Source organism: Hahella sp. HNIBRBA332, from assembly GCF_030719035.1.
In the GTDB taxonomy this organism is placed as follows: Bacteria; Pseudomonadota; Gammaproteobacteria; order Pseudomonadales; family Oleiphilaceae; genus Hahella.
Genome location: NZ_CP132203.1, coordinates 1,876,557 through 1,890,755, shown reverse-complemented (window position 1 = coordinate 1,890,755; position 14,199 = coordinate 1,876,557). Strand labels below are relative to the sequence as shown.

The 14,199-nt window shown below is 48.2% G+C and carries 13 protein-coding genes; 5 read left to right on the top strand and 8 right to left on the bottom strand.

Annotated elements, in window-relative coordinates:
* Nucleotides 1-16: 16 nt before the first annotated feature.
* The 4 genes from O5O45_RS08800 to O5O45_RS08785 all read left to right on the top strand — a co-directional run bounded on the left by O5O45_RS08800 (nucleotide 17) and on the right by O5O45_RS08785 (nucleotide 4,316).
* Nucleotides 17-766 (top strand): hypothetical protein, encoded by a 750-nt coding sequence (locus O5O45_RS08800; protein WP_305904840.1) that lies wholly within the window; start codon nucleotides 17-19, stop codon nucleotides 764-766.
* 185 nt (nucleotides 767-951) lie between these two features.
* The gene (locus O5O45_RS08795; RefSeq protein WP_371747980.1) at nucleotides 952-1,533 is read left to right on the top strand and encodes a hypothetical protein; all 582 of its coding nucleotides are present in this window, start codon (nucleotides 952-954) and stop codon (nucleotides 1,531-1,533) included.
* 223 nt (nucleotides 1,534-1,756) lie between these two features.
* Nucleotides 1,757-2,398 (top strand): HAD family hydrolase, encoded by a 642-nt coding sequence (locus O5O45_RS08790; protein ID WP_305904838.1) that lies wholly within the window; start codon nucleotides 1,757-1,759, stop codon nucleotides 2,396-2,398.
* 667 nt (nucleotides 2,399-3,065) lie between these two features.
* Nucleotides 3,066-4,316: an AAA family ATPase gene (locus O5O45_RS08785; RefSeq protein WP_305904837.1), complete on the top strand. Its 1,251-nt coding sequence runs from the start codon at nucleotides 3,066-3,068 to the stop codon at nucleotides 4,314-4,316.
* Nucleotides 4,317-4,337: 21 nt separating this feature from the next.
* Here O5O45_RS08785 and O5O45_RS08780 read toward each other — a convergent pair whose 3' ends face one another.
* The 4 genes from O5O45_RS08780 to O5O45_RS08765 all read right to left on the bottom strand — a co-directional run bounded on the left by O5O45_RS08780 (nucleotide 4,338) and on the right by O5O45_RS08765 (nucleotide 7,004).
* Nucleotides 4,338-5,546 (bottom strand): IS256 family transposase, encoded by a 1,209-nt coding sequence (locus tag O5O45_RS08780; protein WP_305900391.1) that lies wholly within the window; start codon nucleotides 5,544-5,546, stop codon nucleotides 4,338-4,340.
* Nucleotides 5,547-5,689: 143 nt separating this feature from the next.
* Nucleotides 5,690-6,229, bottom strand: a complete 540-nt coding sequence (locus tag O5O45_RS08775; RefSeq protein ID WP_305904836.1) for a hypothetical protein — start codon at nucleotides 6,227-6,229, stop codon at nucleotides 5,690-5,692.
* 337 nt (nucleotides 6,230-6,566) lie between these two features.
* Entirely contained in the window at nucleotides 6,567-6,722 is a 156-nt protein-coding gene (locus O5O45_RS08770; RefSeq protein ID WP_305904835.1) for a hypothetical protein, read from the bottom strand.
* 42 nt (nucleotides 6,723-6,764) lie between these two features.
* The gene (locus O5O45_RS08765; protein WP_305904834.1) at nucleotides 6,765-7,004 is read right to left on the bottom strand and encodes a hypothetical protein; all 240 of its coding nucleotides are present in this window, start codon (nucleotides 7,002-7,004) and stop codon (nucleotides 6,765-6,767) included.
* A 955-nt stretch (nucleotides 7,005-7,959) separates the two neighbouring features.
* Here O5O45_RS08765 and O5O45_RS08760 point away from each other — a divergent pair.
* Nucleotides 7,960-9,888 carry a M66 family metalloprotease gene (locus O5O45_RS08760; RefSeq protein ID WP_305904833.1) on the top strand — a complete coding sequence of 643 codons (1,929 nt, stop codon included), beginning with the start codon at nucleotides 7,960-7,962 and terminating at the stop codon, nucleotides 9,886-9,888.
* Between the two features lie 148 nt (nucleotides 9,889-10,036).
* On the opposite strand, the gene O5O45_RS08755 is transcribed toward O5O45_RS08760, so the two are convergent.
* The 4 genes from O5O45_RS08755 to O5O45_RS08740 form a co-directional block, all read right to left on the bottom strand.
* On the bottom strand, nucleotides 10,037-10,588 hold the full coding sequence (locus O5O45_RS08755; RefSeq protein WP_305904832.1) for a GNAT family N-acetyltransferase: 552 nt from the start codon (nucleotides 10,586-10,588) through the stop codon (nucleotides 10,037-10,039).
* A gap of 73 nt (nucleotides 10,589-10,661) precedes the next feature.
* Nucleotides 10,662-10,919, bottom strand: coding sequence for a YjhX family toxin (locus O5O45_RS08750; RefSeq protein WP_011397548.1), 258 nt, complete (start codon nucleotides 10,917-10,919; stop codon nucleotides 10,662-10,664).
* Nucleotides 10,920-11,238: 319 nt separating this feature from the next.
* Entirely contained in the window at nucleotides 11,239-13,227 is a 1,989-nt protein-coding gene (locus O5O45_RS08745; protein ID WP_305904831.1) for a methyl-accepting chemotaxis protein, read from the bottom strand.
* 412 nt (nucleotides 13,228-13,639) lie between these two features.
* Nucleotides 13,640-14,146 (bottom strand): hypothetical protein, encoded by a 507-nt coding sequence (locus O5O45_RS08740; RefSeq protein WP_305904830.1) that lies wholly within the window; start codon nucleotides 14,144-14,146, stop codon nucleotides 13,640-13,642.
* Nucleotides 14,147-14,199: the final 53 nt, after the last annotated feature.

Here is a 14,199-nt window from a genome sequence, read left to right as displayed (position 1 = left end):
AATTATTGGGCTTACTATGATCATGCAACTGCCGAAGCGACTTTTAACGGGCAAAGGGCCTGCTTTTTCAAGGCTTACTGCAAAGGAATGCAGCATCGGAGACTACCGGCTGAGGTATCAACTGCCAGGGAACGCCATTGATATTGGCATACCTAAGAAGCCCAATCCTTCGCACTTAAATCTAAATAATGACCTGCTCGCGACATATGAGTGCGACAAAGAGTTCAACCGCACCTTTGTGCAAATGGGGTTTGAGTGGTGGGCCTATCGCGGTTTTTTCCTACAAGGCAGTTTTGGCCAACTAGGAAGAATGTCTTTGCATGTGGATGTTAATCGCGCAGAGCCTCACGCCCCCATATCGGAGGACGACCTCGATAGTCTGGAGCCCTACCTGAAACAAGAGTATTGGACATACTACGAAACAGAAGAAACTGGCGGCGGCATTAACCTGAGGGCCAGACAGCACTACGAAAACAACAAGGTTTTGATGGGCGATACGCCTGTCTCAGGCTTTCTGGTGAAACTACCTGATCCCTACACCAAAGAACGCATCCATGGCGTCGACTGGCTCGCCTACCACATCAACTCGGAAGGCATGGCCGGACACCACCATACCTACTACTGGGCCTATCCCTTAAGCAAGGATTACTACCTCACCGTCAGTTTCTGGATGCAGCTCGAAATAGGAAACCGATCAATGCGGTCCGAACGAATGCGCGATGACGCCAGACGTATCATGTCCATGATGGAGCTTTACAAGAGCTGATAATGATCAACCAATTACTCAAATCTGCCTTAACAGGCAAAGGGCCGGATTTTTCAAAACTGACCGCGAAGGAATGCCGGATTGGCGACTATCTCTTGGTCTTCAGATTGCCGGGCAATGTTCAGAGGTTAGCCAAACACAAAGACCCTGACCTGACACAGGTTCTTCTCACTCCGAACGCTTTTATGTCGAGCGTAGAGAAAGAGTTCAATCGGGAGTATGTACATGCCTGTTTTGAATGGTGGGCGTACAGAGGCCTATTCATACAAGGCTATTCCGGTAAGCTCGGTGACATGAGCCTCACGATTGACGTAAACCGCGCAGAGTCCCACACCCCAGTTGCCGAGGGAGACCTCGATAGCCTGGAGACATACCTGAAAAAGGACTTATGGGACTACTACGAAACTGAGAAAAATAAAGGCGGAAAACCCGGAGCCAACTGGGAGGCGCGGTACGCATTTGAGCACCCAGAGGAAATGAGCGCCCAAGGTTACATTCCACTCGGAAAACTGGCGTTAGTAACCCATCTGCCGGAAGTCTATTACAGAGAAGAACTCAACGGCGTCGACTGGCTGCATTACGGCATTCGCGGCGAAGGCGTCGGCCGAGGTCTCAATTACTACTGGGCTTATCCATTGGGCGCTGGCTACTACCTGACGTTCAATTTCAATTTGACCTCAGAAATAGGCAATAAGGAGCTGAGATACCAACGCATGTACGAAGACGCCAAGCGCATTATGTCGATGGTCGCGCTTCGAAAAGTCTGATAGTTAAGAAATTATTGGGCTTTCTATGATCATGCAACTGCCGAAGCGACTTTTAACGGGCAAAGGGTTAGATTTTTCTGAACTTACGGTGAAGGAATACAGGATGGTGCGCTATGACTTGCACTTCAGGCTACCCGGAAAAGCCAATTTTGCCTTTTGCGAGTAGGCATTACATATTATAACGCTTCAAAATAAAACAATTGAAAGGACGATACTAAGAAAAATGAAGTTAATAATTTTTGACTGTGATGGAACACTCGTCGACAGTGAACATTTATGCAATCTAGCTCTACACGAGGAGTTAGCTCTACTAGGCTTAGAAAGCAACCCGACAACTCTCTTAAACAACTATCGTGGAATGAAGTTAGCGAGAATCATCGAATCCATAGAACAACAGTACAGAACAACACTTCCAAAAGACTTTGAAGTCAACTATCGACACAGGATGAATCAGCTAATATCAACAAATTTAAAGCCTAACAATGGGGTATTAGAGTTATTAGAAACACTCGACATTCCCTTTTGTGTGGCATCTTCAGCTCCAATGGAGAAAATCCTACTCTCACTGAGAGTAACTGGATTGCTGGACTATTTTAGAGACAACATTTTCAGCTCATATGAAATAAACTCTTGGAAGCCTGAACCGGATATTTTTCTACATGCAGCAAAAATTATGAATAAAGCCCCAGCAGATTGCCTCGTTGTAGAAGATAGTTATGTTGGCATCGAGGCGGCATTCAATGCCAAGATGAAGTCCGCGTACTACAGCCCGACATCTGTCGACAAACCCAAGTTCAATGAAACTATTATCAACAACATTGTCGAAGTTATAGATGTCATTAAAAATGAAGGACTATCTACCTGAAGCCTATAGGAGCAGTCGCCTCTAATAATGATTCTGACAGCCTCAATCTCAAGGCTACATCGCATTCGAAATACTTGTGTTAGTCACTTATCATCCAGAAGTCTACTACCAGGAAGAAATCAATGGCGTCGACTAACCGCACTAAGCTATTCGCGGCAAAGGCGTTGGCTAGGCCTAAACTACAACAAAGCCTATCCATTGAGCGCAGGCTACTACCTAGCGTTCAATTTTCATTTGACATCAGAAGTAGACAAAAAAGAGCTGAGATACACAGTAGGCGTACGAAGACGCGAAGCACATAATGACGATAGTGGAGTAAGAAACTTAAGGTCAAGTGGACAGCAAGACACCCATGAGACTTGAGCTAATTTTAAAAGCATGCCTAATGACACTGTATGACTTTTAAAGTTAAACATACCTTGCACAAGGCGCCCCACTATTACGCGAACTATAATTATTCCGCTCCCATCAAGACACATTTAAAATCAAGCAAGGCTAAATAATTAATATAAATAGTATTTAACAATCAAAAACCGATCAGTTATTACAAAATCGAATATGCAAAACTTGAAATTATTTAACGGTGAGTCTAGCTTTTAATAACCCCGCAAAAGCATTAGCTCTTAATGAAATTTCTAACAGAATAATTTTAGAAAAGAATACTATCATGAAAAGAAAAGATATAAATGAGGTATTTACACCTAGAAACAGTAAAGTAAACAGCTCCATGTATGTTCACAGACCAGTTCATGAAAAGCAATTAAATCGCGCCTTATCAAGAAATTCTCACACAATAATATTCGGGGATAGTGGAAATGGAAAATCCTGGCTATATAAAAAGGTTTTAAGTGAAACAAATACTCCTTTTTCTATAGCCAACTGCGCAAATGCTTCAAGGCTGGGGTCTTTGACGAATGAGATATGTAGCGTCTTAGTCGAGTCTGGAACAGCAAAAAAGATAGGGTTTAGTCAAGAAAAGTCAGCTGAAGCTGGAGTGGCTATTGCTAAAGGCTCGCTAAAAAACACAGGTAATTACGAGATAAAGAAAGACGAGCCGCTTCTGGAGGCTTTTAAAATATTTGACAACAGCAATAAAGGAAAAAAAATATTAGTTCTCGACAACTTAGAGTCAATATTTGAAAACAAAAGTATAATGTCAGAACTAGCAGACATAATTATACTCCTTGACGACTCCAGATACTCACAATACAACATAAACCTTCTAATTGTTGGAATCCCAAATGGAGTATTAGATTATTTTAGAGAAACAAAAAACTTCGAGTCAGTAGCAAATAGAATTAGTGAGATAGGGAAAGTGACAAGCTTGGATGAAAATCAAGTTGAGTTCATAGTATCAAAAGGATTTAGTCAGCTGAAAGTCAATTTCGACGATAAAACACTTAAAGCCATATCAAAACATGTTTGGTATATTACCTTAGGCACCGCCCAAAGAGTTCATGAATATTGTGAAGCCCTAGCTCATGAAATTAAAGACAACAACTGGACTTATGAAGAAGGCATGCTCCAGAGAGCTGATAAAGACTGGCTTATTCAAGGCTTAAGACATGGATTCCAAGCTATCGAAGGGCACCTAAACAGTAGAGAGACTACGGTTGCAAGAAGAAATCAAGTAATATTTTGCATTTCTAAAATACGAGTTCACCAGTTCGATTCAAACAGAGTTGAATCGTTAGTAAAAAAAGAATTCCCCCAAACTATTCCTGAAACAAAAATGGGAATTGGCTCAATACTATCAGAGCTTTCCAAGGGAAATAAACCTTTGCTAAACAAGAGCACGACAACCAATACTTACTCGGTAAGAGACCCACGCTATATAATGTGCATTCGAGTCATGTTAAGAAAGGATAAAGACACTCAAAAAGTTATTAAACGAGACTTCACAAGACCCTGTAAATAATTCTGTGTATCTGCCTGGTTATTAAAGATACTCCGTTAAGCGATCTTCGAACTCGATCATAAATCGGTTCAGCGCTGACTTCCAATTCCTGATCGGCATCGTCCATTTCTTCGACGCATCCATGATCGCCAGATACACCACCTTTCTCGCGGAATCATCCGTGGGGAACAGCTTCCGTTTCTTGATCACTTTCCTAATGACGCTGTTAAGGGACTCAATGGCATTGGTCGTGTAGATGGCCCTGCGAATGTCTTCCGGGTAGCGGAACAGAGTGTTGAGATTCTCCCAGTGAAGCCGCCAGGATCGGCTGATCTGGGGATATTTCTCATCCCATCGTTCGGCAAATTTGTCCAGCTCTGAGAGGGCTTCCTCTTCGGTGGCCGATTGGTAGATCCGCTTCAGATCTGTTGTGACCGGCTTATAGTCTTTCCATGGCACATACTTCACCGCATTGCGCACCATGTGCACGATACAGAGCTGTATCCGGGTTTGGGGATACACGGTATTGATCGCTTCGGGGAAACCCTTCAGACCATCCACACAGGCGATCAGAATGTCCTTCACGCCCCGGTTCTGTAACTCGGTCAGCACATTAAGCCAGAACTTCGCCCCTTCGGTTTCAGAGATCCACATCCCTAACAGTTCTTTGTGACCTTCCAGATTCACTCCCAAGGCAAGATAGATCGCCTTGTTGATCACCTGCTTATCCTGGCGGATCTTCACCACAATACAGTCCAGGTATACGATGGGATAAACCGCATCCAGAGGACGAGACTGCCATTCCACCACCCGCTCAATCACGGCATCCGTGACTTTGGAGATTAAGGTGGGAGAGACATCCGCGCCATACATTTCCTTAAAGGTGGCCACGATCTCTCGGGTGCTCATGCCTTTGGCGTAGAGGCTGAGAATCTTGTCGTCCATGGTGGTGAAGCGGGTCTGCTGCTTCTTGACCAGTAGAGGCTCAAAGCTGCCCTGACGATCTCTGGGAGTATTAACTTCAAACTGACCGTCCTCGGTACGGAGGGTCTTGCTGGAATAGCCGTTACGGCTATTGTCTGAATTTGAAGATTGATGTTTCTCGTATCCCAGATGCACATCCAGCTCTGCATTGAGCGCGGCTTCCACGGTCGCCTTGGTGAGCATCTGACGGAACTCGTTGAGATCCTTTTCTGTTTTCAGAGATTTGGCTGCCTCACGGGCAAATGCTTCTAATTCTTTCTGGTTCATTGTCTACCTATCCTTAACCCCGCTATAGGGTACTAGTGATAGGCAGATACACAAATTAAATTACAGTCTCCTTCACAAGGTAATTTTAATAGTCGAGTCATCGCTTTTTCCTTCCCAGCAACAGCACTATACAAACTGCACATCTATCTACACTTAACATTCCTTCTTTCTAAAACCATTAGAGTAGCGTATCTAACACTCTCATTTTGGCTTTTATTAAGTTTTTCAAGTATTTCATCAGCTGCATTGCCACTAATTCCAGCGATTGCATACATAGCAGCCTTATTTATATTAAACAGGTCATCCCAATGAAAGAACCTCGTTGAATATAGTTCCAACACTGGCAATGCGCTCTCACATCCAATCAAACCAAGTACCGTAAAAGAGAATTCTATTTCACAAATGCATGTATAAATTTCATCATCCGACCGACTAGCCAGATTTTGCAGTAACTGGGATATTGGCTCAGCAAAGTCTGATAGGCGGTATATATAAGCGGCTTTCAGTAGCACTCTCATCTTTGATGGGTCCACTTCCTCTATCAAGCTTCTAATTTCGCTTATGATATAGTTTACAACCTCCAAGTCAGCATCAATACTCTCTAACTTAGCTAGCAGCTCAGCACCACCCAAAGCCCCTGATGATCCTTCTTCATAAATTTTCAAAAAATGATAAATACTCATTTTTCATCTAATTCCTCAATTACACTGCAGTCTAGGATATCGACTAGTAAACAGCTACAAGTGATAATAGAGAATAGGCATAAGGAGCGATTTAACAGATCAAAAAGACAGCTCTCGTGGTAAACGTCCTCATAGGCAGTACAGGGAGATAGGATGGGTAACGCGCAACGCTGAATTTGAAGCATTAGGGGGTTAACATGACCCCACGCCTTTACAAATAATAGGTTAATCTTCAGCCTAGACCGAGTTGGACTGGATGTAAAATGTAAGGCTCCTCCCCGCCATTGCGCTCTCATCGACTTGCGACTTGATTGACTCAGAGCATTACTAGTTTTCGTCAAATTTCTTTCAAGCTAACAATTTCCCCATTATTTCTCTCAATATAAAGTTTTTTAATAGCTTCAAATCCAACATAAACTTTCCCATCAACATCATCAAGAAGGAGCTGCCACTTACTAGCAACAATAGCCGCGCAATAAATATAAAGAGGCATATAAACAGTCGCATTAGGAATAACTAAAGGTAGAACAATACTTTACTTTCCAAGGCATTCCTCCCAAACCGAAAAGTCGCTATAATCCGCTCTATTCACATACTTATCATATCCCATCGAAGCATCATATATCACCCCAACAGTGTCATCACCATACTCAAAATAGAATACAGCATCATGATAGACATCCCTCCCCTCATAAAACCCATGTCCAAGTAAAAATTCACGTAAATCTTCTAAATGAAATTTTTCTTTAACAACAAGAACTGCGTCATAAATCATTATGTTCTCTCCTCATTTTCAAGAACAAACTCCAGGCATTACTGGGAGATATGAAGTGGCAAAGCGCTACGCTAACAATATAGTGGTCTAACCATGATCCCTCTCTCACTCATCGGGCTAGCACATCCCCGCCCCTCTCTTGAGGCTTCAGTGGACTCAATAATCAAGGCAATACGAATCTTTCCTTCATCTTGATACTTCAACTTCGAGAAGCAGGCATTTTTCACCTGTGGAAAAGAACGTAAAGCGCTCACTCGCTGTTGATTTAAGCTTAGCGGAAAACCAATCCGACAACGTGCTTCTGTCAGGAAGGTCACTGTTTGCATAGCTCCAAGCTAATAAACAACATCAGATAAGGCGAAGGCTGATAAAAATGAGTCAGCAGAAGCCACCGCCCCCAGCAGTCTTCTTTGCGATGATCACCACGCCCCATCCTAGCGCACTGATTCCCATACAAAAAACCACTACGCACCAAAATCGCCCCGCACTTTTCTTCAACTTTGCGGGCTGGGTCACGGTAGTGAGAATCTGTTGTGATTGAGGGTTGTAGGTGAAACTTATCACGATTAGTTTAAGCGGCTAATGGGTCACTCCATTGCAATGGATTACCGGTTTAAGGTTTCGTTGTACCAATAAACTACTCCTTAATGCAGATGATGGCGTCACATCTATCGGGTGGAGCAGTGTATTTTCCTATTACCGCGCTTCGAGGAAGCGTTTGGAAAAGTATCAGGGAGTGACGCCACACCGCCGACACAGAGAGCCTGTCGATCCAGTATTTATCAGGAATACGCGACAACGGCTCTCCCTGCATAGTCAGACGCCTTCACAGTCAACACGCCGACGATTCAAAGAAAAATAAAACTCATGACTTCGCACTGACGTCAGCGATGGCGCCGTAGAGGAGTCTTACACCGCTAAACAACTGATTCGGAAAATAGATGAGGTGCTTTTTATGAAGCTATCTATGACCATGGTTTTGTTAGTATTGGCTGGACAATTGTCCGGCTGCGGAGGGAACGACAACAATAAGTCGGAAGGGACTCAAGCGAGCGACGATAATAGCGGCGATGTGGCGCCCGACGATAATTCTTCATCCAATGATGACGCCCCGCTGGAACCGACATCGCTGCGTTCGGTTGAGTTCGCCCAGTCTCACGTTATACCTCCAAGCGGTCTGAGCTGGGACCTTAAAGAATCCGGCGAGCTGCAATTGGTCGAAAAAAGAGACACGCTGGTATTAGCCACCTTCGACGAGGCCGTGCAGGCTGCGGAAGTGCGCGTTTATGATAAAAACCATCAGTTACTTTCTTCCCTGAACCTGTCAAAGCCGAGCGATCTTCCTCCCACTGAGGGCCACGATCTGCCCTACTCGGATGACGCCTGGTCGGCGGTGATTCCGTCTGATGACATGTCTAAAGGCATGAATATCCGCGTCGTCGCGCAAGGTAAGAGCGCATCGGAAACCGTTACGCCCGCCATGCATCCTGAATTGGATCTCACTATTCAATCGCTGCCCTTTCTGATCTACGGCGTCAATGAAAGCAATATCCCGTTTAAAATCGACGATCTGAAAGTGATGTTCGCAGCCCCCGACACCGCCGGACAGGGCTTTGCGGGAATGCCCTTCTCAAAGACCCATATCGTTAACCATCCGTTGGGGGTGTTTGAATCGGACTATCTGATTGTGCCTCCGTCAGGCTCGGCTCCGGCGAAGAAAGTGGAGTCCGCGGCGGACCCGGACTATTCCAGGCCGATTCTGGATATGGTCTGGCACATCGAATACGCCCTGGGCGACATGGCGCTGAACAAAATCACCTTCGCCCCATCCATGCTCATCGACCACTCCAAAACGGGTCCGATTAAAACCCGTGGACTGGGTGGCGTGGCTTACACCGGCTCCGGGGCGTCTATGGGTTATCCCTCTCTCGGACTGCTTTGGCACGAAGGCGGACACGCCATCGGTCTTCCACACTCGTTGAGCGGCAGCAAAGACGCAAACGGCCCCTACTATCCCTATGCAGAGGGCAGTTTAAGCGGCTCCGTCTGGGGATATGATCAATACAAGGGCTATTTCCGCTCTCCCCTTACCGCGCCGACTTCCCGCTACTTCGTCTGTAGCGGAGAAAGAGGCGGTGGCGTTTTCCAGAAAAACGCGGAAGGACGCTGCTATCGATTCGACCCAATGCACTCTGCGGACGAGCAAAAAGACCCCGACGCCGACTTCCCGTTATTCTCGGATTTTAATGCAGGAAAAATGCAGCGCTGGGTGCGTAATCGCGCCAGGATGAATCCCTCCAACGATGGTTTTCAGGTGCTTGACGACAACGGCGACTGGGCGGACTTTGTTCCAGAAACCAAACACTACGCGGGATGGCATATCAAGGAACACTTCCCCGTGTCGTTTGATGAAACCACTGACTTCATCATGGTTACGTACAGCCTCGCGGGGACCGACGCTGCGTCGCAGTTCTACAACCCGATCCGGTACAAAGGAAACGCCATTGAGTATGTCGACGCGATCGATCAGGACGACCTCAACAGCATTAACGCCGATATCTCAAGCGGCGCCAGAGCCAAATACTCCGATTACTGCCGACGCCAGGGGTGTGACTTCACCCTCAAGGTCACCTACGAAGACGGCTCGACCTCATACAGAGTGCTAAAAGGAAGCGCCCGCAAGGATTGGCAACCTTCTGTGTGGAAGGACGACTATCTGAATGAAAACAGTAAAGACAGCTATCTGTTTTGGGCGGTAGCGCTGGTGGCGCCCGAGGGCGCGCCGAAGGTGAAAAAGCTTGAGCTGCTCGACACGCCCATGCTGTGGAATTTGAGCCCCACCGCCGTTATGGCGGCGAAAGCGCTGGTCGTCAAACAGCTGTAGCAGCTACACACATTCAGATTGCCCCCAATGCTTGACCGTTCAGCTTTAGAAAACCGGAGCGACTTATTCGCCGAGGCTTCCTTAGCAAGAACGGAATCAAGCTTGGGGGAAAGTTTCACGTTATTTAAGTCGCCGTTTGCGAAGGTCTTCAGCTGGAGGCGTTAGCCTCTATTTCAAACGCTTCATCATATTTCACCACGCCGACTGGCGCATCTCCGCCAAACCCCAGCGCCATAAAGTACTCCGGCGGGACGCCGGGTAACTCCAGACCAGGATGAGGTTTAAAGCCGAATCGGCCGTAGTAATCGGGTTCACCGAGGAGCACGCAGCCAGCGGCGTTGTTATGCGCTTGCAGGCAGCTCAATGCTTCCCTGATAAGGGCGGAGCCAATGCCCTGGCCTTGTCGATCCGGGTGTACGGAAACCGGGCCGAGGCCGTACCAGTTTTGAATATTAGCGGCATCGGCTTGCCCAGAACTTTGATGGCCCTGGATAGCCACCGGGGAAATAGCGATATGACCGATCAGCTCGCCCTGCGCTTCCGCCACCAGTGAAATGGTCAACTTGCCACGCTGCCTGAGCGCGTTGACGATATGTTGCTCCGTATGACTGGTATGAGGCGCGTTCAGAAACGCTTGTTCGGTGACGCGGGAGATCGCTTCTAAGTCATCTGATTGTTCATTGCGAATATGGAAATTCATGTGTTGTCTCGTTGTTGCTTGCCAAACAAGGCTAGCCCTGGCGGACTGTCGCCAGCCGCCAGGGAATGAGGTTTTACTGGTTATCCAATTGCGGACGTACGGCTTTCAGCCCGGCCATATTGATTTGATAAGGCTTTCCGCTTTTTGAATGGATAAGGCGTTTGTTTTTGAGTTTAGTGAAGACCGGCAACGTGCAGTCGGCAAGCACATAGCCCTCGCGGGTGTAGCATTCAACGAATGTCACCTTACCTGAGCTATTGCGAGTAAATATGATGCGGCCGCCTTTGGCGAGGACGTGCAACGTCCGTTGTTCCGGCTTGGAAATGTTCATGTTGGAACCTGTAGCAGTAATCAAATATGCGACACGGCAAGCATGCGTTCATGCTCGCCACGAAAATGCGCGTATCGATAACCGAAACTCCTGACGAAACAGGGGTTGGGGTTATCGGATTACTGCTATCTCCAACATATACGCCTCTTGAAAAGCTGGTAAGCAATTCCATCCCGCTGTTTTTTGCAGGGATGAAATGAAAAATTCTGATTGAAAACAGACGCTTTGCGTCAGGCGGAGGAAGTTAACCTATTTTTCCAATGGGCGTCAAGCCGCCGGAGGCGCTTTCCGGCGGCTTGGGTGAAAAAGAAGGGCTGCGTTACAACTTGAAGCGCGACACCAGACCGTTCAGCCCTTCGTTGGCGCTGGACAGTTGATTCATGGAAGCTTCCGAGTCCTGCGCCAGCTTGGTCAGCTCATTAATGATCATGGAGATTTCCGACATGTTCTCACTGATCTTGTCGCTGACCTGGCTTTGCTCCTCGGCGGCGGTGGCGATATGGGTGTTGAGGTCGTTGATCTCATCGAAGGAGCTGAGCACTTTGTCCAGGCCCTGAGTCAATTCTTCGTTGTCCTTCACCACCACTTCACTGCTGTCCTTCATGCCAGACATGGCGTTCACCACCACGGACACGCCACTCTCCAGACGATTCAGCATGCCGTCGATTTCTTCCGTGCTGTTTTGAGTGCGAGCGGCCAGGGCGCGCACTTCGTCCGCCACCACGGCGAAGCCCCGGCCCTGGTCCCCTGCTCTGGCGGCTTCAATGGCTGCGTTGAGGGCCAACAAGTTGGTCTGCTCGGCGATGCCGCGAATCACATTGATCACATTGCTGATCAACTGCGCTTCCTGACGCATGGTGTTGACGTTCTCCACCGCCTCCGACACCCGGCGGCTGAGATCCACCACACTCTCCCGCGCCCGCGATACGGTCTCCTTGGACTTCTGCGCGGAGCGGCTGGCCTCTTCCGTAAAGGTGGAAGTCTCCGTGGCGTTCTTGGCGACGGATTCCGCGGTGGCGGCCATCTCGGTGACGGCGGTAACCACCTGTTCGGTTTCGCCCGCATGCTTGTTCATCATGCGATAGTTTTCTCTGCTCTGCTTTTCTACTTCCGACACAATGCCGGAAATCTGTTTGCTGGAGACCGACAACTCACCGATCATATCCGCCAAAAACTTAATGAACCTGTTCACCGACTCCGCCACGTTGCCCACTTCGTCGCGACTACTGATTTGAATGCGCTTGGTCAAATCCGCTTCGCCGGTGCTGAGGATATCGATATTGGCGCGCAGCACACCCAGGCGCTTGCTCAGTTGCGTGAAGGCCATGAAGCCGAAGAAAACAATCGCCAGCGCAATGGGAATCTGGATCGCCGCCAACGTGGACATGACCGAGTCCGTCGCCGCGCTCAGTAGCGACGTTTTGATACTGACCGCCAGCAACCAGGGCGTGCCGGGTACGTCGCGGACGAAAAAGGAATAATCTTCGCCGTCTTTAGCGTTTTCATATTCGCTGGAATAGGTCTCTTGATTGGAGGCGGAACTCAGGTAGTCTTTGACCTCCGCCAGAAAAGCAGACTGTGACGCCAGCTCGCTGACGTTCTTTAGAATTGCATCGCCCTGCAATCCACTGCTGTTGTTTAGAATCTTGCCATCGCGCTCAAAGATCAGCAGTTGGCCGTTCAGTTCCTTTTCCTTCTCCGCCGCCAGACCATTAAAAAACCCCAGGGTCACATCGATAGTGGAAACGCCATAAGCTTCGCCGTTGACCCGAATGCCCATGGAACAATTCGTGCGCGCCTCCGGGCTGGCGGAATCCTGATAGGCCGGCGCCCAGGCGCACTGCCCTGCGGGCGCGTTCAAGCCGTCTTTGTACCAGCTCTGCTCGTAATAATTTTGCGATTCAGGGGAATTCCAGTAAGTGTTAGTGACCAGCTTGCCGCTGGCGTCGCGATGAATAAAGGTGCTGTTCTTAACGACATTGCTGTCCCGTTTGCGCGGCAACGGCCAGACGCCGCCGCCAAATACCAGCTTCTTGCCATACTGATCAATCATCGCGCCCAGTTGCTTATCGATCTGATCACTCTCCAACAACGGCACAGTCTGGGTAATTACCCGCTGCTGCGCCTGCACTTCGGACAGCTCCGACAGGATCTCGTGCACCAACGCGTGCAGCACGCTGTTGATGTTTCTCTGTTCTCCCTGAATCAGGGTGGGCGCCACCCACTGCTGTATTCCTAACGCCGTAAATACACCGACGATGGCCAGAAACACGATTAAAAACAAGGTGTATCTGTAACGTATAGACATGACGTCTCCCCGAATGTGCGCCTCGGTTACTGGATATTTTGGGTCGATTCAGGATGCGAAGGCCGCATCGCGACTAACTATAAGATATAGCACTAATTTTCAGATTTTCCCGGTTTACGTCCCTGGAAACCGTAGAGCACGCGGCGCCGGCCGGGGCGACTCCCGGGTTAAACTCGCGGCGTTCGAAAAGACCCTGCGTAATCGCCCACACTGTCAACTCTATTCAGGACGGGTCACCACTCTGTTTAGGACAGGTTATTACAAAAAAGGCCGGCGGAGCCGGCCTCAATGCAGTGTGCGTTTAACTGTTTACGCATAGGTTATATACGGATATTTATACAACAACTTTAATGCCTCCAGGTTCACTTAACTTGGCGCATTCCTGGTATGCGGGTTGCATTTTGACGAACGCTCAGTCCATGACAATCAGGGACATGTCATCCATGCGCACCCGTTCGCCGTTGGTGTAGCCCATCAACTGGCCAATCACGCGAATCCGGTACCAGCCGGTTTGCGAGGCGTAGAAGGTTCCATGGGTTTCATTGCTGCTCCAGGTCCCCAGAATGTTATTACCGTGGCCGGTGCAGAACGCATTGTCGCTGCTCGATGGCGCAATGATGGAAACGCTTCCGTTGGGATAAGTCACCTCCAGGTTGATATCGAACCAGGTGTAATTATCCGCAGACTGAACGGCGCATTCCGCGTTGAAGAACACCGCCCGGGTATCTACGTTGCTGACATAGACATAAGCGATAGTTCCGCCGCCGGAAGTGATCGGCAAAGCATGCGCCGCGCCGTCGGAATAAATGACCGGATTAAGGTTATAAACGCTGGATTCCACATCCGCAAAACTGAAAGCGGAGGCTGCGCTTAACAACGCGCCAGCGGTCAAGGAGATGAGTCTTTGTTTAGTTTTCATAGTAATGCCCTCTTGTTTGCTCGTATTGAGGCGCGCACCGCCCGCTCGTCACC

What these genes read in the sequence shown, in the direction of transcription:
- O5O45_RS08775 (WP_305904836.1), bottom strand. Translation starts at nt 6,229, where the DNA reads ATGAGTATTTATCATTTTTTGAAAATTTATGAAGAAGGATCATCAGGG.
- O5O45_RS08795 (WP_371747980.1), top strand. Translation starts at nt 952, where the DNA reads ATGTCGAGCGTAGAGAAAGAGTTCAATCGGGAGTATGTACATGCCTGT.
- O5O45_RS08790 (WP_305904838.1), top strand. Translation starts at nt 1,757, where the DNA reads ATGAAGTTAATAATTTTTGACTGTGATGGAACACTCGTCGACAGTGAA.
- O5O45_RS08785 (WP_305904837.1), top strand. Translation starts at nt 3,066, where the DNA reads ATGAAAAGAAAAGATATAAATGAGGTATTTACACCTAGAAACAGTAAA.
- O5O45_RS08755 (WP_305904832.1), bottom strand. Translation starts at nt 10,588, where the DNA reads ATGAATTTCCATATTCGCAATGAACAATCAGATGACTTAGAAGCGATC.
- O5O45_RS08780 (WP_305900391.1), bottom strand. Translation starts at nt 5,546, where the DNA reads ATGAACCAGAAAGAATTAGAAGCATTTGCCCGTGAGGCAGCCAAATCT.
- O5O45_RS08765 (WP_305904834.1), bottom strand. Translation starts at nt 7,004, where the DNA reads ATGATTTATGACGCAGTTCTTGTTGTTAAAGAAAAATTTCATTTAGAA.
- O5O45_RS08770 (WP_305904835.1), bottom strand. Translation starts at nt 6,722, where the DNA reads ATGCCTCTTTATATTTATTGCGCGGCTATTGTTGCTAGTAAGTGGCAG.
- O5O45_RS08760 (WP_305904833.1), top strand. Translation starts at nt 7,960, where the DNA reads ATGAAGCTATCTATGACCATGGTTTTGTTAGTATTGGCTGGACAATTG.
- O5O45_RS08750 (WP_011397548.1), bottom strand. Translation starts at nt 10,919, where the DNA reads ATGAACATTTCCAAGCCGGAACAACGGACGTTGCACGTCCTCGCCAAA.
- O5O45_RS08800 (WP_305904840.1), top strand. Translation starts at nt 17, where the DNA reads ATGATCATGCAACTGCCGAAGCGACTTTTAACGGGCAAAGGGCCTGCT.
- O5O45_RS08740 (WP_305904830.1), bottom strand. Translation starts at nt 14,146, where the DNA reads ATGAAAACTAAACAAAGACTCATCTCCTTGACCGCTGGCGCGTTGTTA.
- O5O45_RS08745 (WP_305904831.1), bottom strand. Translation starts at nt 13,227, where the DNA reads ATGTCTATACGTTACAGATACACCTTGTTTTTAATCGTGTTTCTGGCC.